Origin of the sequence: Skermanella rosea (assembly GCF_016806835.2) — a bacterium.
Classification (GTDB): Bacteria; Pseudomonadota; Alphaproteobacteria; order Azospirillales; family Azospirillaceae; genus Skermanella; species Skermanella rosea.
Genome location: NZ_CP086111.1, coordinates 5,555,217 through 5,576,353, shown reverse-complemented (window position 1 = coordinate 5,576,353; position 21,137 = coordinate 5,555,217). Strand labels below are relative to the sequence as shown.

Genomic DNA, 21,137 nt, shown 5'->3' with positions numbered 1-21,137 from the left:
CGCCCATACCAAGTAGGCGGACGAATTTACCCGGCTCGGCCCAACCGGCGGCGACCCTCGGCGGTGATCCGGTCCGGAGTCCAGGGCGGGTCGAAGGTCAACTCGATCTGCACCGGGTAAGCAGGATCAGCAACCGCAGCCAGCGCCGCTTCCGCCTGCTCCACGATCAGACCGCCCATCGGACAGCTCGGATGCGTCAGGGTCATCAGGACGCGCAGGCCGTTCGAGGTCTCCTCGACACCGTAGACGAGGCCCATCTCGACCACGCTGAGTTCGGTTTCGGGATCGAGGACGTGGCCCAGTGCTTCCCATGCGGCAGAAATGGCTTGTTCGGAATTCATGGGGCGGTTTTTTCCTTTCACCTCAGCAGTTTGGACCTGAATAGATCCAACAGATAACTGCGGCGGACCATCCGCACAAGAACGCAGCCTTGGCTGCAGCCGCTCGCGTGGCTGCAGCCAAGGCTTCCAGCTGTTTCATCGGCAGGATCCTTTCGCCGCGCGTGACCTCAATAAGCCACCCGCCCTGGATTGGCGAGAGTTCCCGAAAGAGACGATATCCGCCGCAGCGTCCCTGGCCTATGGCGGTCAGGCGTCCTGGGGCTGCCGCACCCCAAGCAAGGTCAGTTCTCTCACAGTCCCGTTCCGCGTCTCCCAAGTGATCGATTGTCCTGCCTTGAGGCCGATCAGGGCGATCCCGATCGGCGTGAGCACTGAAACTTTCGCCTGCGAGATGTCGGCCTCTCCCGGATAAACCAGCGTCACCGTCCGTACGGTTCCCGCCGCCTCGTCCCGGTACTCCAATTGGCTGCCTATACACACGATGTCTTCGGCAGCCTGACCCCTCGGGAGTATGGAAGCGCGATCCAGTTCCTCGGCCAGGCAGGAGGCGACTTCCGGCATCGTTCCCGTGGCGGCGCGCACCAGGGCCGAAAGGCGGTCATGGTCATCCGCCGTGAGCGTGATGCGGGGCTGCTTTCGACCAGCTGGCGATCCGACCTGTATGTTCTTCCTCAATTTATCCTCCATCGTCGTGCGGTTTTCCGGCATTTGATTATCAGGCGGCGGCAGGACCCGAATCGTCCCCGTCGCCCTGTGGAGCAATCTGCTGGTCCTGCGAGCGGGGGCGAAGTTTCGGCGCCAGTCTCACCACCTTTTCATCGGGCAACACCACTCCAGGGTCGGAATTGAACTCGCTAGCAGGGGTCTTCGGTTTCAACGCCATCGGGGATCTCCTCTCGACGATACGCGACTGCATGCCGAACTTGCAGGCGCTCAGCAGCCTGCAAGGCGTCTCTCCGCCAGACGGAACAGACACAGTATTTTGAAACGCCGCCGCTTCGGACGCCTTAAACGTCCGCTTTTCCAAAAGACTGGATGAGTTGTAGTGTCCTGAAAGTGCCCCCGGGCCCGCGACCCGGCGGCACGCGTCGAGCCCGGGGCTAGTTGCCCGCGATGAGGTGACCTGCGCGATGCAGGAGACGATCAAAGGACACGATGATAAACATACCGATCATCTTAGTTCATCTTCATGTTTTGTCAAACCTTGAAAACTGACTCCGGACTTCTTGCGCCACCCGTGGGCTCGACGAGCCGCCTGAGAGGCATGCGACACGATTTTCTCCACATCAGTTTCAGGCAATCACCACGGGTGGTGTCAGGGCTGGCATCCTGGGCCAGGAGAGATCCGCAGCGCCCTGTACCAGTGCATCAGGCCGGCAGCCAGGGCGAGAATGCCTCCGAACAGGAAACCTTGGCGAGCCCCAGAATAACGCCACCCGTCACCAGGAAAACCACCGGATCGGCGTAGGGTGCCGCGACATTCCGCAAGGTATCCAGGCCGAACAGCGGGAAGAGCACCAGCGGCAGCAGGGAAGTGACCGGGATCGGAGCCGCTTCGGTCATCCACCAGATCGCCATCCACAGTGCGCAGCCGGCCACAGCGCGGCCCTCGAAGGCCAGGTTGTCGGGCAGGACCAATGCCAGCAGCAGTCCAGCCACGGGGCCGGCAATCAGGCCAGGCACATTGCGCTTCGGACCGATGTCGAAGGTGTCCGCCTTATCTGCCTCCTCTGCCGGCGAGCCGGGAGTTGCGGGTGGCTTGCTCAAGCTGGTAGGCGACATGGTTGTATCCTCGGTGAAGAAGGAGTGGAGCGCCTTTCATACCGGGGCGCCTTGCAAGTCTTGGTTTACTGCCCGTCCAGAGGCCCTCCAGGGCAGGGGGTGGACGCTCGAAAATTCAATCACCGCCTGGAGCTGAGCCGTTCCAGATCGGGGGAGTATGGATGATTATCGAGCCAAGTGCTCCAGACAATCGAGTAATACCGGGGAGTGTCCTTGGCGCCTGGGCTAATGACCAGGAAACTGCCGCCATCATCCAGTAGCCTGCAGCTCGACATGATAGATATTGTCATGATGCCCGGGCGGGCTCAAAAGACTTTCAGGATCTTTGACCATGTGCCGCACGGTGGGTACGCACTTTCCGCATTGCGGAACGCAACCGAGATGACGAAACAGGCCGGACGGTGTTGATATTCCCTTGCGGATCGCCGTGCAAACTTGCTTTTCCGTGAAAGCGTTGCAGATGCAGACGTACACTGCTCTCTCCCTCAGCTTTATTATTCTTGGATAGATTTGTTCGTACTCTGAGAGAACTATCGCAGTTCGTATCCAGTAGACGCCAATACTTTATACGTTTAAGTTTATACCCACCAGGTATGCAAGCTGAGGGTCTCTTGCAGAAGCGCAGTATAGCCCGCAGCAGGGCCGACAGCCGGCAACCAGTGGAAACTGTCCTCTTGACGGCTACAGCAGAAATCCTATTATAGATTTTAGTAGGCATAGGAAACATAATTCCTGACGGCTGCGGCATGACCCTCGCAGGCACGTATCCCCAGGACGTTTTCTTGCCGAAGCAGTCCGCCGTGACAGGAGGTTCGATGACCCCACCTGGACAGAACGCCGCGTAGATCTCGTCGGCAAACATCCGACCGGCCGGAGAGCGGCAATCGGGATGAGCGTAGCCCATAGGAGGTTAGGTGGATAAGCCCCAGCAGGAGGCCGCCTCGACTTCCGCGATACAGATCCGGATCACGGAATAGCGGCATGACACGGATACGGCCCGGAGAGAGCCAAAGGGTTCATAGGCAGTGAGGCGGGAGCCCACCACCGCTCTCTCCGGACTTGTTCTCACACCGAACTTATAGTTACCCCAGGTCTACAGGCTGGATTTATCCTTGTGACAGTTCCTGGCCCCCAAGTCTGGATGTCGAACGGCAGTGCCCGGCGTGTGGATATACTGGTCGTTCGCCACGACCCCCCTCTGACGTTACCCAGGCTGACGCGCGGATTAGCCAGAACATCCTGAAGAAATCTTCATCAACAGGAGGTCCGATTTGAGCGACCACATCTACAAGATCATTCAGCTCGTTGGTTCATCGCCGAGCAGCGTAGAGGACGCGATACAGAACGCGATCGCGCGGGCATCGAAGAATCTGAAACATCTTCGCTGGTTTGAAGTTCTCGAAACCCGCGGGCAGATCGAGGGAGGGAAGGTGACGCACTATCAAGTAACTCTCAAGGTCGGTTTCACCTTGGATGATACGCTCGATCCTGGAGCCTGAAGGTCCTAGACGACGATTTACGATTTGGCGGCATTCGGCCAAACTCCTTAGGGGTTTCGGACTTCGGCAGTGCTGTCTCTTTAGCACGCTCGCCACCATAAACCCCGTCCAACATTGGAAGTCCAACATCAGAAACTGGCGGGAGTCTGTCACTTGACGCCAAACAGTCGGCGCGCGCTGCATAAGGCTGCAATCAGCCCCTCCTGCTGATCTCAAAAACCAGGACGGCGACTTATCAGGTCGAGATAAGCGCCGCCGCCGTTCTTGAACAAGGTGACTTCCTCGGCCGAGGTTCGGCCGGGAAACCGATGATCGCGTCAAGGAAGTCTGCCTGTCAGCTTTGTTGTTTTGAGGTCGTCGTCACTTGGTCGGCGATGCAAGATAGTTGACGGCCAGTGAGGCCATGGTCCGGGCGCCGACCACGAGCGCTGCCTCATCGACGAAGAAGTTGGGGCTGTGGTTGGGAGCGGCTTTTGTGGGATCCTGACCGTCCGGCGTTACTCCCAGGAAGACGAAGAGGCCGGGCGCCTCGCTCGCATACACCGAGAAATCCTCCGACGCGCCAACCGGCAGGGAGCGACGGATCCTGCCATCGGCCGCACGTTCCAGCGCCGGCAGCATGCGCCCGGTCAGCTCATCGTTGTTGACGGTGGTGTCGTAACCGCGGCTGATCGACACTTCCGCCGAGGCGCCGGCGCTCTCGGCGATCTTCTCAGCGACAGTGGTGATGTCGCGGTGCACCTGATCGCGGATCGCTTCGTCGTAGGTCCGGATCGTGCCCGTCATCGCCACCGTCTCAGGCACGATATTGGCGCGGGTCCCTCCGTTGATGGTGCCGATCGTGACCACGGCAGGGGAAGTCGTCAGATCGACCTTCCGGCTGACGATGGTCTGCAGGCCGTTGACGATCTGCGCCGAGGTCGTGATCGGGTCTATCGTCTGCCAGGGCATGCCGCCATGGCCCTGTTTGCCGGTCACCTTGATTTCGAGATTGTCGCTGCTGGCCAGGACTGCACCGGGACGGTAGGCGATCTCGCCTGACTTTCCGAGCATGACATGCAGGCCGAAAACCGCATCCGGTCTGGTGTCAGCGAATATCCCTTCCTTTACCATCAGCTTGGCGCCCGAGATCTGGTCAGACCCAGGTGGGTGCAGGCTCGAGCCCTCCTCGGCCGGCTGGAAGATGAACTGCACGGTGCCGGGAAGCTGGTCTTTGAGACTTGCAAGCACCTCGGCCGCCGCCATCAGCATGGCGGTATGGGCGTCGTGCCCGCAGGCGTGCATCACATCGACCTCCTTGCCCAGGTATCGGGACTTGGCCCGGGAGGCGAAGGGCAGTCCTTCGGGCTCCTTGACGGGCAGGGCATCCATGTCGGCGCGCAGGGCCACTGTCGGGCCGGGCTTTGCCCCTTTCAGGACGGCGACCACGCCGGTCCGGGCGACGCCGGTCCGCACATCGAGCCCGAGGCTCCGCAGGTGATCGGCTACGATACCTGAGGTCCTGGTCTCCTGGTCCCCGAGTTCGGGATGCTGGTGGATATCCCGGCGCCAAGCGATCAGCTTTCCCTCGATCGAGGCGGTCCTGTCCCTGACAGCCGCCTCCAGGGAGACGGAATCCGCCTTTCCGGCGTGCGGGCAGACGAGCAACACTGCCGCCGCCAGGGCGAAGGTCGAGATATATTGCGCGCACCGCATATTAAGTTTCCTCCTCGCTCGTAGTTTTTGAAGAACAGGTTCGCCATGACATGCCGGAGCCGATGTCCGCGAAGGTCAAAGTGCCGTGGCCGGCAATGCTACGCTTTATTGAGCACCAGGTAAGCAAAACCGCCGATCACTACCCCCCAGAAAGCGGAACCCAGGCCCAGGAAGCTCATGCCCGACGCGGTTGCCAGGAAGGTGATGACGGAGGCCTCGCGATGATCCTCCTCCCGCACCACCGCGGTGATGTTGGCGGCGATGGCGCCGATCAGGGCAAGGCCGGCGAGGACGGCTATGAACTCCCTGGGCAGGGCGGTGAAGACCATCACGATCGTGCCGGCGAAGGTCCCGCCGATCAGATAGAACACGCCGTTGGCGATCCCCGCGACATAGCGCCTGGCAGGGTCCTCATGGGCATCCCTGCCTGTACACAGCGCGGCGGTGATGGCCGCAACGACGATGGTGATGCCGCCGAAAAACGCCACCCCAAGTGATGCCAGGCTGGTGGCGGTGATGATCGGCCGCGCCGGCGTGCGGTAGCCGGAAAGATGCAGGATCGCCATGCCGGGCAGAAACTGCCCCGTCAAACTCACCAGCACCAGAGGAAGGGCGAGGCTCAGAGTGGTGCCCCAGGTCCATTCCGGATTGATGAACACCGGTGTCGTCAGCTGCAGTTCGAGGACGCCGATGTTGGTGGTGCCCAGCAGCATTGCCAGGATGACGCCGGATGCGAGCACCAGAACGATGGAGTAGCGCGGCACCAGGCGGCGGAACACGACATAGGCGACCACCATGCCAAATGTCAGCGTCGGCATGGTGGTCGCCGACTTAAAGGCGTTGACCCCGAACTGGAACAGAATGCCGGCCATCATGCCTGCAGCGATGCCCGGCGGAATACGCCGCATGATCCTGTCGAAGGAGCCGGAGATGCCGATCAGGAAGATAATCACCGCGGCGGTGATGTAGGCGCCGACCGCCTGATTGAGCGTGATGGCGGGAAACAGTGTGATCAGCAATGCCGTGCCCGGAGCCGACCACGCCGTGATGACCGGCACCCTCAAGGCCCAGCTCAGAAGGATGCCCGACACTCCGGCTCCGATCGAGATGCCCCATATCCAGGAGGCAATCATGTCGCCGGACACATGGGCGACGTCCGCCGCCTGGAAGAAGATCACCGCCGGGCCTGAGTATGAGATCAGCACGGCGAGAAACCCGGCCGCGATGGCGGACACCGACCAGTCCCGGCTCAGCGTCGGTTTTCCGGGAATTTCCGTATTTTCGGTACCGGCGGCGGGTTTTTGCATGACCATCCTCTGGCACGATTGGGTGTGCGTTTCACTTGTGCGTGAATGTCTGCTCTAGGCCGCTACGGCACCGAGGAAGCCGAGCAGGTGCCGGTTGACACGGTCGGCCTGCTCAATCGCTAGGATGTGCGCAGCATCCGGCAGGATCACGAGTTCCGAGCCAGCGATGCGAGCGCGGATGTCCCCCATCAGTGCGACCGGCGTTGCCAGATCCTCGGCCCCGGCGATGATAAGGGTCGGTGTGGTGATCAGCCCGATATCCTGCCGCAGGTCCATGTCCCGGATGACCCGGCAGCAGGCCGCGTAGCCGCCCGGATCCATGTGCAGGAAGCGCTCGCGCACCGATGCCACCTTTTGCGGGAAGGCCTGCGGGTATGGAGGCGTGAACCAGCGTGCAATGACGGCATCGCTGATCGCCGCCATGCCATCCCGGCACACCGTCACGGCACGCTGTTCCCAGGCCTCGGCCGGCGGCAGGTAAGCCGCGGTCGCCATCAGGGTGAGACTTGTGGTCCGCTCCGGATAGCGCAGCGTGAAGGCCTGCGCCGTCATGCCACCGAGCGACAGGCCGACGATGTGCGCCTTTCGCATACCGAGAGCATCAAGCAGACCGGCCAGATCATCGGCGAGATCGTTGATGGTGATGGAACGGTCAACGGTCGTGGACCGGCCATGGCCGCGGGTGTCGTAGCGCAGGCAGCGGTATTGCCCGGACAGTGCTTCTGCCTGCGCATCCCACATTTCCAGCGTGGTGCCGATCGAATTGGAAAAGGCCACGACGGGCGCTCCCTCGGGACCACTCAGCTCGTAGTGCAGATCGACGTCCTTGACGGTGATCGAAGGCATGGAACCACCTTTCCCGGGTGCATTTCCTGGATATCGGGAAGGTCAGACCTTGGATGATCCGCTGGTCTGCCTTTTCAAATAACTACCGGGCATCAGACCGCGACCTTGAACTCGGCTTCGGTCTTGGACTTGATGTCGTCAACTGAGACGCCGGGGGCGACCTCGATCAGCGTCAGGCCGCCGCCGTTCTCATCGACCTGGAAGACGCCCATGTCCGTGATGATCAGATCGACCACGGCGCCCCCGGTCAGCGGCAGGGTGCACTGCTTCAGGATCTTCGGCGCGCCGTCCTTGGAGGCATGCTCCATGACCACGACCACCTTCTTGACCCCGGCGACCAGGTCCATGGCGCCGCCCATGCCCTTGACCATCTTGCCCGGAACCATCCAGTTGGCCAGATCGCCATTGGCGGCGACCTGCATGGCGCCCAGGATCGACAGGTCGATATGGCCGCCCCGGATCATTCCGAAGCTGTCGGCGCTGCTGAAGTAGCTGGTCTTGGCCAACTCGGTGATGGTCTGCTTGCCGGCGTTGATCAGATCAGGGTCTTCCTCGCCCTCGAACGGGAAGGGACCCATGCCGAGCATGCCGTTCTCGCTCTGGAGCGTCACCTCAATGCCGTCGGGGATGTAGTTGGCGACCAGCGTCGGGATACCGATGCCCAGGTTTACATAGAAGCCGTCCTGCAGTTCCTTGGCGGCGCGCGCCGCCATTTCCTCGCGTGTCCATGCCATGATCTCTATCCTCTTCTTGATTTTCAGCTGCTCGGCTCTTCAGGCGCGCTTGCGGACGGTGCGCTGCTCGATGCGCTTCTCGGCATCGGGCACGTGGACGATGCGCTTGACGAAGATGCCGGGCGTGATGATGTGGTCGGGATCGATCTCGCCGGGCTGCACGAGGTGCTCGACCTCGGCCACGGTGACCTTGCCCGCGGTCGCCATCATTGGGTTGAAGTTGCGCGCGGTCTTGCGGTAGACGAGGTTGCCTTCGGTGTCGCCCTTCCAGGCATGGACCACGGCCAGATCGGCGACCAGCCCGGTATCCATCACGTACTGCTCGCCGTCGAACTCGCGGACTTCCTTGCCGTCCGCGACCGAGGTGCCGACGCCGGTCTTGGTGAAGAAGGCGGGGATGCCGGCGCCGCCGGCGCGGATGCGCTCGGCCAGAGTGCCCTGGGGATTGAACTCGATCTCCAGTTCGCCGGCCAGGTACTGCTTGGCGAAGGTCTTGTTCTCGCCGACATAGGACGAGATCATCTTGGCGATCTGGCGGGTCTCCAGCAGGACGCCCAGGCCGACATTGTCGATGCCCGCGTTGTTGGAGATCACGGTCAGGCCCTTCACCCCGGAATCGCGGATCGCCTCGATCAGCACCTCCGGGATGCCGCACAGGCCGAAGCCGCCGGCCATGATCGTCATGTCGTCCTTCAGGAACCCGGCCAGCGCCGAGGGCGCATTAGGGTACAATTTCTTCATTCCAGGCTTCTCCCGTGATTGTTGTTGGTTGGCCGGACAGGGCAGGTGGGGGGACATGTCCCGATCCGACCTGCCATTCATAGGCAGCTATTGCCTCACCGTCAGGCTGCGAGTCCCAGCATTGATCGGGCTTCCGCGGGCGTTGCCGGGCGGACGTCGTACTCGGCGCAGAGATCGACGGCCACCCTGACCAGTTCGGCATTGCTGTCGGCCAGCCGGTCCTTGGTGATGCGGATGTTGTCTTCCAGACCCGTGCGGACGCCGTCACCACCGCGCTCCAGCACCCAGCGCATGACCTGGCTCTGATGACGCCCGATGCCGGCGGCCGTCCAGGTCGCCTTGGGCAGGACACGCTTCAGTTCGGCGAGCAGGATGTCGAGCAGGTGCTCCTCGGCCGGCATGGCGTTCTTGACGCCCAGGACGAACTGCACGTGCGGACGCTCGCTCATCAACCCGGCATCGACCAGCCGGCGGGCGCCGTGAAGATGCGACAGGTCGAAGATCTCGATCTCCGGCAGAATGGCGTTTTCCTTCATGCGTGTCGCCAGATCGACCACCAGGGCCGGCGAGTTCTCGTACACGATGGTCGGGAAATTGACCGAACCGGTCGAGAGCGACGCCATGTCGGGCTTCAGGTAAAGTGCACTGCCGCGTGCCGCCTGATCGCGACCCCGGCCGCCTGTGGAGAACTGCACGATCATGCCGGGGCAGTGCTTGCGGATCCCTTCCTGAACCTGGGCGAACAATGCCGGGTCGGAGGAGGAGCTTTCGTCCGGGTTGCGGACGTGGATATGAACGAGCGAGGCGCCTACTTCGAAGGCCTCGTGGGTTGATTCGATCTGCTCGGACACGGTCACCGGCAAGGCAGGATTATCCTTCTTGCGCGGAACCGATCCGGTGATCGCGACGGTGATGACGACTGGCCTCATGATCTTCCCCACTTTCTTAATCGAAACCCCGGCTTCCCGGGCGCCTGGAAGACGCCCGGTGCTTCCCCGTGGCTGTTTTCCTAGTGCTGCAAAGCGACTTTCGCGGTATCGAGACCATCGGAAGCGCCCGGTGCCGTGTGGTGCACCGGCTGCGGCGCCAGATGGCCCTTGAGGAACATGGACAGGCCGGCGATGACAACCGGGATGCCGACGATCGCGAAGGCGACCGGCAGGCCCAGGCCGCTGGCCAGGACGGCGCCGCCGAACATAGAGCCCAGCACCGATCCGCTGCGGCCGATGGCATTCGCCCAGGCAACACCGGTGGCGCGGCTGGCCGTGGGATAGTATCCAGCCGCCAGCGCATTGGCCCCGACCTGCGAGCCCGCCAGGCAGAACCCCGCCCCGAACACGGCAAAGGACAGCAGCCACGGCGACGCCGTCGAGCTTCCGATCAGGGCGATGAACAGGGCTGCCAGGGCGTAGAAGGTGCCAAGCACGGTGTGCGGATTGACCCGGTCCATCAAGGCCCCGATCAGCAGCGCCCCGACGGTGCCGCCGAGCTGCAGCATCATCGCCATCAGCGCGGCTTCCTTGAGGCTCATGCCGGCGCTGCTGATCACGGTCGGCAGCCAGCTCGCCAGGAGATAGAAGACAAGCAGACTCATGAAGAAGGTGAGCCAGATCAGCAGAGTGCCGGTCACCAAGCCCGGCTGGAACAGCTGCCGCACCGGAGATCCCTTGGGCCTGGCAATGCCGGTGTAGGTGGCGTCGGTGAGATCGGCCTCGGGAGCTATCCTGTGCAGCACCGCCGTGATCTTCTCCGAGGGAGCGTTCCTCAGCACCAGGAAGCGCACTGACTCAGGCAACGTCAGCCACAGGACCGGAGCCAGGGCCAGAGGCAGGATGCCGCCGATCAGCAGGACCGACTGCCAGCCGTAACCGGCCACCAGCTGGGCGGCAGCGAGGCCACCGAAAGCCGAGCCCAGCGTGAAGCCGCAGAACATCAGGGTGGTCAGGAACGATCGGCGCTTCTCGGGGCAGAACTCCGAGGTCAGCGTGATCGCGTTGGGCATCGCCCCGCCCAGGCCCATGCCGGTCAGGAAGCGAAGGACCGTCAGCTCGGTGATCGAGGTGGACCAGGCCGACGCCAGGCTGGCCCCGCCGAAGAACAGCACGGTCAGGATGAGCGAGTGCTTGCGGCCGATCCTGTCGGCCAGCGGCCCGAAAACGAAGGCTCCGACCATCAGGCCGAACAGGCCTGCGCCGAACAGCGGCGCCAGCTGCGCCGCTGAAACCCCCCACTCGGTTCGCAGTGCCGGCGCGATGAAGCCGATCGCGGCGGTGTCGAAGCCGTCGATAGCCACGATCAGGAAGCAGAGCGCTATGATCCTGACTTGGTAAGACGACAGCTTGTGATGATTCATGAAGTCCTGGACGTCTATGGTGCGTGTCAGCGCCATGTCCCTTCTCCCTGCACGCGTTTATTGCAATCTTTAGCGTCGTACGGGCGCGCCTCGGACGGCGCGCCAAGGTTCTGTTCACCCTGGACGTTGTCTGGCGTGATGAATTTTCAGACGCCATCCACTATTTGCTTTTTTGTTTTTGTCGTAGATCTTCTTATCCGTGGGGCTGGAGAGCCCCCTTAGGTCACAGTCGGATCAGCTTCTTCAGCCGAGATCGCCGCCGGCGACCGGCAGGGTCGTGCCGGTGATGTACGAGGCCTCGTCGGAGGCCAGGAACAAGATGGGCGCCGCCTGCTCCTCCAGCGTGCCGTAGCGCTTCATCAGGCTGGATGAGATCGTCTGATCGACGATGCCCTGGTACCAGACCTTCTCGCGCTCGTCCTGGACTGTCGGGTTGCGCGGGATGCGCCGGGGCGGAGCCTCGGTGCCGCCGGGGGCCGTGCCGACGACCCTAATGCCGTGCTCGGCATACTCGAAGGCGAGCGAGGCGGTGAGCGCGTTGACGCCGCCCTTGGCCGCCGCATAGGGCGCCCGGTTGACGCCGCGGGTGGCGACCGAGGAGACGTTGACGATCACGCCGCCACCCTGCTTAAGCATGGCGGGAAGCACCGCCCGGCAACACCACAGCGTCGGGAACAGGGAGCGCCGGACCTCGGCCTCGATCTCCGGCTCGCGGTACTCGCCATAGGGCTTGGTCCAGATCGTGCCGCCGACATTGTTGACCAGGATGTCGATCCGGCCGAACCGGTCCAGCGCCTGGCCCATGGCGCTATCAGCCCCGGAGTAGTTCTCCAGATCCGTTGTCACTGCCAAAGCCGGCGCACCAATACCTTCCAGTTCTGCCCGGACCTCGTGGACGATCTCCGCCCGATCCACCAGCACCACGGAGGCGCCCTCGCGGGCGGCCCCCAGGGCGACGGTGCGGCCAATGCCCTGTGCGGCACCCGTCACGACCATCACCTTGCCCTGGAAACGCCCCCTGGCTTGCCCTGTGCCGGTCATGACGCACCCCCTTCGCTCGGCGTAAACTTCTCGTAGTGAAAGTTCACCGGGTTGACCCCCTGGTCTCGGAAGAACACCCGGACCGCCTCGACCATCGGCGGCGGACCGCAGAGGTAAACGTCCACATCGCCGGCATTCAGGTGCTTGGCCTCCAGGTGATGGGTGACGTAGCCTTTGAGAGGATGGTTGCTGCCTTTGTCGGCGACGCAGGTGGCGAAGGTGAGGTTCGGGATCTTCTTGACGTACTCGGCAATCGTCTCGACCTCGACCAGATCACCGTCGGTGGTGACACCGTAGACCAGGTGGATCGGCTGCTCGCAGCCGGTCTCCGCCACCTTGCCCAGCATGGATAGGAACGGCGCCAGCCCGGTGCCGCCGGCCAGCATCAGCACCGGCCGCTTGGTGTCGCGGAGATAGAAGCTTCCCAATGGCCCTTTGAGAGTCAGTTTGTCGCCCGGCTTGGCCCGCCCGGTCAGGTAGCCGCTCATCATCCCGCCCGGCACGTTGCGGATCAGAAAGGTCGCGACATCCGAGCCCGGCGGCGAGCTGAACGAGTAGGAACGGCTGTCCTGCTCGCCCGGCACCAGTATCTTGACATACTGGCCCGGCAGGAAATGCAGCCGGCCGGCATCCTCCACCTTGAGCGACAGGCTAATCGTGCTGTCGGACAGTTGCTCAACGCTGATAACTTCGGCCTGGAAGTCCGTGACCTGGGTCTTGCACACCTCCGAGGAGGCGTCGATGCGAAGGACCAGATCGGTCTGTGGCTTCATCTGGCAGGTCAGGCAGTAGCCCTCTTCCGCCTCCTCGTCGGTCAGGGCGTCCTCGATGTAGGAGCCACCGTCGTAGCGCCCGGACTCGCAGAAGCTCTTGCAGGTGCCACAGGCGCCGTCGCGGCAGTCCAGCGGGATGTTGATGCCCTGGCGGTAGGCGGCGTCCGCCACCGTCTCGCCGGGATTGCTCTCGATGAAGCGGGTGACCCCGTCCTCGAAGTTGAGCGCGATGTTGAAGCTCATGGTCATCCTCCCTGATCACGGCATCCGAAAAAATGCTGATCAGATGTGGCCGATCGGATATGCCCGATCAGATGTGATAGATATCGATGACGTGATGGATGTAGTCGTTCTTCAGCACGACCTTCTTGTTCTTGATCAGCGGCCGCCCGCCCGAAGTGTCGAGCGTGTAGAACGAGGTTCCGAAGTATGTGTCGGTCAGCTTGTACCTGAAGTTCAGGGTGAACCAGTTGAAGCGCAGCTTGCAGACGCCATCCTGCTGCTCCAGGATTTCGACGTTGCTGATGTTGTGCGAGGTCCGCGGCTCCGGCAGTGACGTGGCGCTGGACCGCTCGGTCTTGATGCGGAATACCCGGTCCTCCAGGCCGCCACGGTTTCCGTACCAGATCAGCGAGATCTCGCGCTGCGGATCGGTCACCAGGGTGCCGTCGTCGTCCCAGGCCGGCATCCAGAACTCGGCGTCCGGTGCGTAGAGCTGAAGCCACTCCTCCCACTGCTTGTCGTCGAGCAGGCGGGCTTCGCGGTAGAGGAAGGCCAGCAGGTTTTCGTACGTGATCGTCATGTCGGCCTCCCTTACGACTTCTTCGCGTTCTTTTCAGCGGCTTCGACCTCAAGGGCGCGCCGCATGGTGTCCTGCCAGTACTGGTGCTGGACGACGAACAAACCCTCGTCCTCGGTCAGCTTGCCGCTCATCAGCGGCTGCAGGCCAATCTGCTCGGCGTTCTGATCGGCGCCATGAACCCAGTGCTCGGCGCCGCGGCTCAGGTCGTTCCAGGGGGCCGCCTTGCCCATGTAGCCGATCTGGCAAGAGCGGAATTCCTCCAGGTCGTCCGGGGTCGCCATGCCGCTGGCGTTGAAGAAATCCTCGTACTGCCGGATACGCTGGGCCCGGGCCGAGGCGCTCTCGTTCTTCGGCGCGATGCAGTAGATCGTGACTTCCGTCTTATCGACGCTGATCGGCCGGTACGTGCGGATCTGCGAGCCGAACTGATCCATCAGGTAGACGTTGGGGTAGAGGCACAGGTTGCGCGAGATGCCGATCATCCAGTCCGCCCGTGCCTGCCCGTACTGGGCGACCAGCTCGTCACGGCGCTCGTAGAGCGGCCGGTCCTCGGGATTGGACCAGCGGGTCCACAGCAGCAGGTGGCCGTGCTCGAACGAGTAGAAGCCGCCGCCCTGCTTGGCCCAGCCGCCGGCATCCATGGCGCGGGTCGTGTCCGGGTTAACCGCGGTCTTGCGCCGGCTGGTCGTCGCGGCATAGTTCCAGTGGACCGCGCTGACATGGTAGCCGTCGGCGCCGTTCTCGGTCTGGAGCTTCCAGTTGCCGTCATAGATGTAGGACGAGGAGCCGCGCAGCACTTCCAGCCCGTCGGGCGACTGGTCCACGATCAGGTCGATGATCTTGGCCGATTCACCCAGGTGCTCGGCCAGCGGCGGCACGTCGGGATTGAGGCTGCCGAACAGGAAGCCGCGGTAGGATTCGAACCGGGGCACCTTGGTCAGGTCGTGCGAGCCGTCCTTGTTGAACTGCTCCGGGTAGCCGGCGCCCTCGGGGTCCTTGACCTTGAGCAGCTTACCGGAGTTGTTGAAGGTCCAGCCGTGGAACGGGCAGGTATAGGTCGCCTTGTTGGCCCGCTTGTGGCGGCACAGCATGGCGCCGCGGTGGCTGCAGGCGTTGATGAAGGCGTTCAGTTCGCCATTGCGGTTGCGGGCGATGAAGATCGGTTGCCGGCCCATGTGGGTCGTGTAGTAGTCGTTCTTGTTGGGGATCTGGCTTTCGTGAGCAAGATAGATCCAGTTGCCCTCGAAGATGTGCTTCATCTCCAGCTCGAACAGCTCGGGATCGGTGAAGATGTCGCGCTTGGCGCGGTAGAGGCCGTGCTCCTTGTCCTCGACGATGGCCGCGTCGATCCGTTCCATGAGATGGGTGTCCATGGTGCTTCCTCCGTTGATTTTGTTAGTCCCGCCCCTCTCGCCGAAAAGCGGGAGGGGCAGTGCAAGGGTCAGGCGGCGGCCCGGGGCCGGTCGATCAGGGTGCTGGGCACGCCTTCGACGGCATGCGGCAACGCGAAGTTGAAGGTGATCGTGGCGAACGGGCGATCCACGCCCTTATCGCGGAGTGCCGCTTCGTCGGTTTGGTGTGTCACGTCGGGGATCAGTTCGTCCCGCGTGGCGAAGGCGAAGTCCTCGTAGATGTACTTGTCGCCCTGGATGTTGATCTGGGTCGTGAGTTGCCGGAATCCCGGTGCCGAGACGAAGAAATGGATGTGCGCCGGGCGCTGGCCGTGGCGGCCGAGCAGGTTCAGGAGCTTCTGCGTCGGGCCATCGGGCGGACAGCCGTAGCCGGACGGCATGATGCTGCGGAAGCGGTAGCGTCCCTCGGCGTCGGTCACGATGGTGCGCCGCAGGTTGAAGGCGCTCTGGCTCTTGTCGAAGTAGGAGTAGTTGCCGAGCGAGTTGGCGTGCCAGACCTCGACCAGCGCGCCGGCGATCGGCGCGCCTTGCGTGTCGGTCACCTGGCCGTCCATGAACAGGATCTCGCCCCTGTCCGTGTCGTCGTCCAGTCGGGCCTCGCCTTGGCAAACCGGAGCGCCGGCGACGTAGAGCGGCCCCTCGATGGTGCGCGGCGTGCTGCCCGGCTCGATGCCGACCTGCGCCTCCTTCTCGTCGAGCCGGACATCGAAATAGTGATCGATGCCGAGGCCGGCCGAGAGCAGGGCGAACTCGTTGCGCTGTCCGAGCTCGGTCAGGTAGCCCAGTGCCGACCAGAACTCTTCCGGCTGGACATCGAAGTCGTCGATGACGTTGAAGAGGTCGAGCAGCATGCGATCGACGATCGCCTTGACCCGCGGGTTGGGTTCCCTGATCTGGGTGCCGCTGATGCGGTCAACGAGCTGCTTGATCTGTTCCTTTTGCATGGTTTCTCTCCCTTGGCATTGATTGTTGGATTGCTCGCCGGTTGCGAACTCAGGTGTCGTCCCCACGGATGGACGAGGGGTGGCGGCACAGAGGCGTGACCTTCATCTTCATGAAGGGGAAGAGCGGCAGCGACGTGAGGATCGCGTGCAGCTCGTCGTGGCTCTCGACGTCGAAGACGCTGGTGTTCGAGTAGTGACCGACCACGCGCCAGAGATGGCGCCACTTGCCGTCCCGCATCAGCTGCTGGGCCCGCTCGCGCTCGACGCGCTTCAACTCGTCCGCCGCGCTGGGTGCCATGTCGTGCGGCAGGCGGACTTCCATTTCGACTTGGAACAGCATTGTTGTTCCTCCATGGTTATAGTTGACTGCTGACACTTCACCGGGCAGATACGCTTCTATTGTTTCTCCAGAACGCTGTATTCTTAAAGTTTTCCTGGAAAGCTGTGCGTCCGTGTGCCGGCCCGGTCGCGGCGGAAGAAGTCGATACGGTCCGGATCCAACTCGACGCCGAGGCCGGGCTTGTCCGGTACCTTCAGGGCGAAATCGCCGTAGCCCAAAGGCTCGGTCAGAATCTCTTCGGTGAGGAGAAGTGGTCCGAAGAGTTCGGTACCCCAGGCAAGCTGGGGAAACGTCGCGAACAGGTGCGCCGAGGCGATCGTGCCGACGCCGGCCTCGAGCATCGTGCCGCCATAAAGCCCGATGCTGGCGGCATCCGCGATGGCCCCCACCCGTCCGGCAGCCTGCAAACCGCCCGACTGCGCGATCTTAACCGCGAAAACATCCGCCGCTGCCTGGATCGCGAGGTCGAAGGCGTCGTCCGGTCCGTGGAGGGACTCGTCGGCCATGATCGGGATGATGAAGCGGGCAGCAAGCCGCGCCAGCCCGGAGCGGTTCGCCCTGGAGATCGGCTGCTCGACCAGATCCACACCGGCATCTTCAAGCATCGCCAACCCGCGGGAAGCACTGGCCTCATCCCAGGCCTGGTTGACATCGACCCGCACGCTGGCCTTATCGCCGAGCGCCTTCTTGATCGATGCCACATGAGCGACGTCATCGGTCACCGCGCGCTTGCCGATCTTCAGCTTGAAGATGTTGTGGCGGCGCAGGCTCAGGACACGCTTGGCCTCTTCAATGTCTTTGGAGGTGTCGCCGCTGGCCAGCGTCCAGGCGACCGGCAACTCATCGCGGTGGCGTCCGCCCAGCAGTTCGGAGACCGGCAGGCCGACGCGCTTGCCCATGGCGTCCAGCAGCGCCGTTTCCACCGCCGATTTGGCGAAATGGTTGCCGATGACGACACGCCCGATCCTGGCCATGGTCTGGCCGACCCGGGAGGGGTCGCAAGTCCTGAGAATGGGTTCGAAGTAGGTATCGATGGCGAGCTTGATGCTCTCCGGGCTTTCCTCGCCGTAGCTCAGGCCGCCGATAGTCGTGCCTTCGCCGATGCCGACGATACCGTCCGAGCAGTGGAGGCGAACGATCACTATCGTCTGGCGATACATCGTCGCCATCGAGAGAACATGAGGCCTGATGGTCGGAAGATCGACCAGAAAGGTCTCGATCTCTTTGATCTGCAACATTATTTTGATGCTCCCTGAGCTCCCTATGGCCAGAAAACTAAGTCTTGGCTTATGGAAAAGGAAATACTAAATTGGTCTTGAGTGATACCCTGGAGGTATGAAATGGAGATCCGCCATCTCCGTTACTTCATCACCGTCGCCCGGGAGCGGAACTTCACCCGGGCCGCCGAGAAGCTCCATATCGCCCAGCCGCCGTTGAGCCGCCAGATCCAGCAGCTCGAGGATGAGGTCGGTATCATGCTTCTCGACCGGGATAGCAGGCCGCTGCGTCTGACCGAGGCTGGCCGGCTTTTCTTCGAGCATGCCGTCCTGGTTCTTGAACGCTTCGACGACCTGCGCACGATGATGCGGCGCTTTCGCGAGGCGGAGCGACCTCGGTTCGTCATCGGTTTCGTCGCCTCGACCATCTACGCGGCCCTGCCGCAACTGATCCGGCGTTTCCGCGCGGAAACGCCGGGGCTCGACGTCAGCCTCGTCGAGATGGCCAGCCTGGAACAGATCGCGGCCCTGAAGGATGGCCGGATCAATGTCGGTTTCGGCCGCATTCGCCTAGACGATCCGGCGGTCCGCCGGGACGTCCTTCGCGAGGAACGGCTCGTGGTGGCCCTGCCGCTCAGCCATCCTCTTCTGCAGCGGGAGGGGCCGCTGAGCTTCGGGGAATTGGCCGGGGAACCGCTGATCCTGTACCCCCGGGTGCCGCGACCGAGCTATGCCGATCAGGTGATCTCGATCTTCCGCGACCGCGGCCTCGAGCCGCACATCGCCCACGAGGCCCGCGAGCTTCAGACGGCGATCGGCCTGGTCGCGGCGGAGGTCGGTATCTGCATCGTCCCGACTTCGGTGCAGCGCCTGCGCCGGGACGATGTGGTCTACCGCGAGTTGATCGAGCAGACCATCACGTCTCCGATCATCATGAGCCGCCGGGCCGATGACCGGTCGCACGAAGCGATGGTCATGGCGAGGGTAATCATCGAGGCATATCGGGAATGGGGGTGGAAGATACCGGAAGGATTGGAGACCTGATCTTACCTGCGCCGGAAATCAGTCATGGATGGGAACCACGCAGCAGTGCCATCGTAGCTTGGCTTCTCCGGTCTGTGTGAGGCTGCTGATCCAGGAACTTCGGTTTCCCGATACCAGGATTGCCAGGCAGCCGGAGGTACCGATCATGCCGGTCAGCCTATCAATCCCAGCGCTGCTGGTAGGAGAAGGTCGGCAGCTTCCAGCCGCCCCAGATGGCCAGCAGGCGGAGCGTCAGGCCGCTGATGAAGCTGATTGCGGTATTCAGGTCGGTGTCGATGCCGAGTTCGCGCAGGCCGATGAAGAGGGCGCAGACGATCAGTGAGACGCTGGCATAGAGCTCACGCCGGAGCACCAGCGGTACCTGGTTGCACAGCACGTCACGCAGCATGCCGCCGCAGATGCCGGTCATCATCCCTGCCATGATGGCGACGATGATGGAGTAATCCATCGCCAGCGCGACACTGCAGCCGATCAGCGAGAACGCGATCAGGCCCATTGCATCGAGTACGAGAAAAACACGCTTCAAATGATGCATGTAGCGTGCGAGCACGGTGGTCAGCAGTCCGGCGGAGATCACCAGGACAATGTATTCCGGGTGCTGGGTCCAGCGGATGGGGAAGTGGCCGAGGATCAGGTCACGGATGGTGCCGCCGCCCAGCGCAGTGACGAAGGCGATGACGGCAACGCCGAAAACATCCATGTTGCGGCGCCCGGCCGCGAGGGCGCCGGACATCGCCTCGACGGTGATGGCGATCAGGTAGACGACGATCAGCATGTCGATTCCCCGAGCATGGGAAGCGGCGGCGGAATGGATGCTGAGGGTAACAGTGGATACATTTGGGGGAGACTCCTGATAGAGACAGGGCACGCTCTGTTGCGGATCCTGTACGCCTCTCCCACTGTCCTTTTACCTGAGAGTTTCGGCTCCGGACGGAGCCTGCCCCTTCGGTGGGCCAGGGCGCGCATGGTACGGCACCTTGGCCTCTCTCCAGTCGGCACAATGTTTCTGCGGTTCGGTCTGCCTGAGCGATTATGGGAGTTTGCGCCTTCGGCGGAGGCGGATATCGCCTCTCTCTCCCGCAGAATACGCGGAATATCCGGGAGTGCTCGCCCGCTGTCAAGTAATAGGTTTCAAAAAAGACTAATTGCGGCTCGAACAGGTGGCATGCCTGCTGCTGTGTTTGGCGCCGATGGAGATCGGGCTAGGTCTCTGCCGGCCCTAGTTCACTCAGGCTCGGTTCGGCTCGATAGACTTTCCGTAGCGCCTTGACATGGTTTCATGCCGCTTCGGATACTCTGCAGCAGCTGCCCTTACCAACCTGGCAGCACCAAGGAGGGGCAGATGATAAAGCATGTTCTCGTTCCGTCGAACGGCCTGGAAGCAAACCTTCTGGAGGACGCCTTCAAGCTTGCGACCCCGCTCTCCGCGCATGTCGATGTTCTGCACGTGGGATGGGAGCCGAGACAGGAGATGCCGCTCTATGACAAGGGCTTTTCTCCAGATACGCTCGACACTATGCTTCGCAAGGCGCAATGCGAAGCTGACACGATTGCCTCCGCGGCCAAAAGGACATTCGAGGAGTTCACGGCCACTGCTTCGGTCCCGGTCGCTACCAGACTCACGGAAGCCGGGGGCGTGACGGCTGAATGGCGACAGATCACGCAATCAGTGGTGCGAGCTTTCGTTGCGGAAGCCCGTGCGGCTGATCTGACGCTGCTGTCCCGTCCAACCGACAAGTCCGCGAACCTGGAAATATTTGAGGCTGCCCTGTTCGAGTCCGGGCGCCCCGTACTCCTGAGGGCAGGCGATCTGACGAGGCTAAGCAGTTCCGTTGTGATCGCCTGGGATGACAGCTTGGCGGCGGCCCGGGCGGTGTCAGGCGCTCAGGACTTCATCGCGCGCGCGGACGTGGTTACCATCCTGATCGTGGAAGAGGGCAGGGCGCCTTCACCTGCGGCAATCGCCCGACATCAGCACCCACGCGCCGAACGTCTCGTCAAGCATCTCGCCTGGCATGGTGTCGAAGCTTCGGTTCTGAGCATCAAGCGGGACGGCCGGTCGGTCGGCGAGGCGCTGGCCGCGACAGCCATGGAAATGAATGCTGGATTATTGGTAATGGGCGGATACGGTCATAGCCGCCTCCGTGAAATAATCCTGGGTGGAGCAACGAGGTACATGCTCAATCACCCGATCGACTGCCCAGTTCTGCTGGCCCACTGACGGGAGAGGGGTTTCGCGAATGGCATTGCTGGATCGATGAAATTT

Annotated in this window: 22 protein-coding genes and 1 riboswitch; of the genes, 3 read left to right on the top strand and 19 right to left on the bottom strand. The window is 62.6% G+C overall.

All coding sequences use genetic code 11. The features are described from left to right. Positions 1 to 26: 26 nt before the first annotated feature. From JL101_RS26025 to JL101_RS36970, 4 genes are all read right to left on the bottom strand, one after another. Positions 27 to 341, bottom strand: coding sequence for a metal-sulfur cluster assembly factor (locus JL101_RS26025; RefSeq protein ID WP_203102262.1), 315 nt, complete (start codon positions 339 to 341; stop codon positions 27 to 29). 246 nt (positions 342 to 587) lie between these two features. Next, the gene (rnk, locus tag JL101_RS26020; protein ID WP_203102263.1) at positions 588 to 1,049 is read right to left on the bottom strand and encodes a nucleoside diphosphate kinase regulator; all 462 of its coding nucleotides are present in this window, start codon (positions 1,047 to 1,049) and stop codon (positions 588 to 590) included. Positions 1,050 to 1,709: 660 nt separating this feature from the next. Beyond that, the gene (locus JL101_RS26015; RefSeq protein ID WP_203102264.1) at positions 1,710 to 2,123 is read right to left on the bottom strand and encodes an anion permease; all 414 of its coding nucleotides are present in this window, start codon (positions 2,121 to 2,123) and stop codon (positions 1,710 to 1,712) included. A 249-nt stretch (positions 2,124 to 2,372) separates the two neighbouring features. Then, positions 2,373 to 2,597, bottom strand: a complete 225-nt coding sequence (locus JL101_RS36970) for a (2Fe-2S)-binding protein (RefSeq protein WP_203102265.1) — start codon at positions 2,595 to 2,597, stop codon at positions 2,373 to 2,375. A gap of 797 nt (positions 2,598 to 3,394) precedes the next feature. On the opposite strand from JL101_RS36970, the gene JL101_RS26010 reads away from it, so the two are divergent. After that, positions 3,395 to 3,622, top strand: coding sequence for a dodecin (locus JL101_RS26010; RefSeq protein ID WP_203102267.1), 228 nt, complete (start codon positions 3,395 to 3,397; stop codon positions 3,620 to 3,622). Positions 3,623 to 3,982: 360 nt separating this feature from the next. Here JL101_RS26010 and JL101_RS26005 read toward each other — a convergent pair whose 3' ends face one another. The 14 genes from JL101_RS26005 to JL101_RS25940 form a co-directional block, all read right to left on the bottom strand. Continuing rightward, positions 3,983 to 5,272 (bottom strand): amidohydrolase, encoded by a 1,290-nt coding sequence (locus JL101_RS26005; protein WP_407697445.1) that lies wholly within the window; start codon positions 5,270 to 5,272, stop codon positions 3,983 to 3,985. 143 nt (positions 5,273 to 5,415) lie between these two features. Further along, on the bottom strand, positions 5,416 to 6,624 hold the full coding sequence (locus JL101_RS26000) for a benzoate/H(+) symporter BenE family transporter (RefSeq protein WP_203102271.1): 1,209 nt from the start codon (positions 6,622 to 6,624) through the stop codon (positions 5,416 to 5,418). Between the two features lie 54 nt (positions 6,625 to 6,678). Then, positions 6,679 to 7,470 carry a 3-oxoadipate enol-lactonase gene (pcaD, locus tag JL101_RS25995; RefSeq protein ID WP_203102273.1) on the bottom strand — a complete coding sequence of 264 codons (792 nt, stop codon included), beginning with the start codon at positions 7,468 to 7,470 and terminating at the stop codon, positions 6,679 to 6,681. Between the two features lie 92 nt (positions 7,471 to 7,562). Beyond that, entirely contained in the window at positions 7,563 to 8,204 is a 642-nt protein-coding gene (locus JL101_RS25990) for a CoA transferase subunit B (RefSeq protein WP_203102274.1), read from the bottom strand. 39 nt (positions 8,205 to 8,243) lie between these two features. Then, complete coding sequence (locus JL101_RS25985) at positions 8,244 to 8,945, bottom strand: CoA transferase subunit A (RefSeq protein WP_203102275.1); 702 nt, start codon at positions 8,943 to 8,945, stop codon at positions 8,244 to 8,246. A 101-nt stretch (positions 8,946 to 9,046) separates the two neighbouring features. Further along, positions 9,047 to 9,874, bottom strand: coding sequence for a BKACE family enzyme (locus JL101_RS25980; protein ID WP_211111277.1), 828 nt, complete (start codon positions 9,872 to 9,874; stop codon positions 9,047 to 9,049). 80 nt (positions 9,875 to 9,954) lie between these two features. Further along, positions 9,955 to 11,334, bottom strand: a complete 1,380-nt coding sequence (locus JL101_RS25975; RefSeq protein ID WP_203102276.1) for an MFS transporter — start codon at positions 11,332 to 11,334, stop codon at positions 9,955 to 9,957. A 207-nt stretch (positions 11,335 to 11,541) separates the two neighbouring features. Then, a complete protein-coding gene (locus JL101_RS25970; RefSeq protein ID WP_203102277.1) occupies positions 11,542 to 12,339 on the bottom strand; it encodes a 1,6-dihydroxycyclohexa-2,4-diene-1-carboxylate dehydrogenase in 798 nt (265 codons plus the stop codon). After that, on the bottom strand, positions 12,336 to 13,355 hold the full coding sequence (gene benC, locus JL101_RS25965; RefSeq protein WP_203102278.1) for a benzoate 1,2-dioxygenase electron transfer component BenC: 1,020 nt from the start codon (positions 13,353 to 13,355) through the stop codon (positions 12,336 to 12,338). Before benC ends, JL101_RS25970 begins: the two co-directional genes overlap by 4 nt. Positions 13,356 to 13,422: 67 nt before the next feature. Continuing rightward, positions 13,423 to 13,914, bottom strand: coding sequence for a benzoate 1,2-dioxygenase small subunit (benB, locus tag JL101_RS25960; RefSeq protein ID WP_203102279.1), 492 nt, complete (start codon positions 13,912 to 13,914; stop codon positions 13,423 to 13,425). 11 nt (positions 13,915 to 13,925) lie between these two features. Continuing rightward, positions 13,926 to 15,287 carry a benzoate 1,2-dioxygenase large subunit gene (benA, locus tag JL101_RS25955; protein ID WP_203102280.1) on the bottom strand — a complete coding sequence of 454 codons (1,362 nt, stop codon included), beginning with the start codon at positions 15,285 to 15,287 and terminating at the stop codon, positions 13,926 to 13,928. A gap of 68 nt (positions 15,288 to 15,355) precedes the next feature. Beyond that, complete coding sequence (gene catA / locus JL101_RS25950) at positions 15,356 to 16,270, bottom strand: catechol 1,2-dioxygenase (protein WP_203102281.1); 915 nt, start codon at positions 16,268 to 16,270, stop codon at positions 15,356 to 15,358. Between the two features lie 49 nt (positions 16,271 to 16,319). Next, entirely contained in the window at positions 16,320 to 16,610 is a 291-nt protein-coding gene (gene catC, locus JL101_RS25945; protein ID WP_202684812.1) for a muconolactone Delta-isomerase, read from the bottom strand. Positions 16,611 to 16,693: 83 nt separating this feature from the next. Then, positions 16,694 to 17,848, bottom strand: a complete 1,155-nt coding sequence (locus tag JL101_RS25940) for a muconate/chloromuconate family cycloisomerase (protein WP_203102282.1) — start codon at positions 17,846 to 17,848, stop codon at positions 16,694 to 16,696. A gap of 102 nt (positions 17,849 to 17,950) precedes the next feature. Between JL101_RS25940 and JL101_RS25935 the strand changes: the two genes are divergently transcribed. Next, positions 17,951 to 18,871 carry a LysR family transcriptional regulator gene (locus JL101_RS25935; protein WP_203102284.1) on the top strand — a complete coding sequence of 307 codons (921 nt, stop codon included), beginning with the start codon at positions 17,951 to 17,953 and terminating at the stop codon, positions 18,869 to 18,871. Between the two features lie 160 nt (positions 18,872 to 19,031). Here the strand turns inward: JL101_RS25935 and JL101_RS25930 are convergent, their stop codons facing one another. Continuing rightward, a complete protein-coding gene (locus tag JL101_RS25930; protein ID WP_203102286.1) occupies positions 19,032 to 19,646 on the bottom strand; it encodes a trimeric intracellular cation channel family protein in 615 nt (204 codons plus the stop codon). A gap of 224 nt (positions 19,647 to 19,870) precedes the next feature. Next, a riboswitch (glycine riboswitch) is annotated at positions 19,871 to 19,961 on the bottom strand. Between the two features lie 252 nt (positions 19,962 to 20,213). Here JL101_RS25930 and JL101_RS25925 point away from each other — a divergent pair. Further along, positions 20,214 to 21,092, top strand: a complete 879-nt coding sequence (locus JL101_RS25925) for a universal stress protein (RefSeq protein ID WP_203102288.1) — start codon at positions 20,214 to 20,216, stop codon at positions 21,090 to 21,092. Positions 21,093 to 21,137 lie beyond the last annotated feature (45 nt).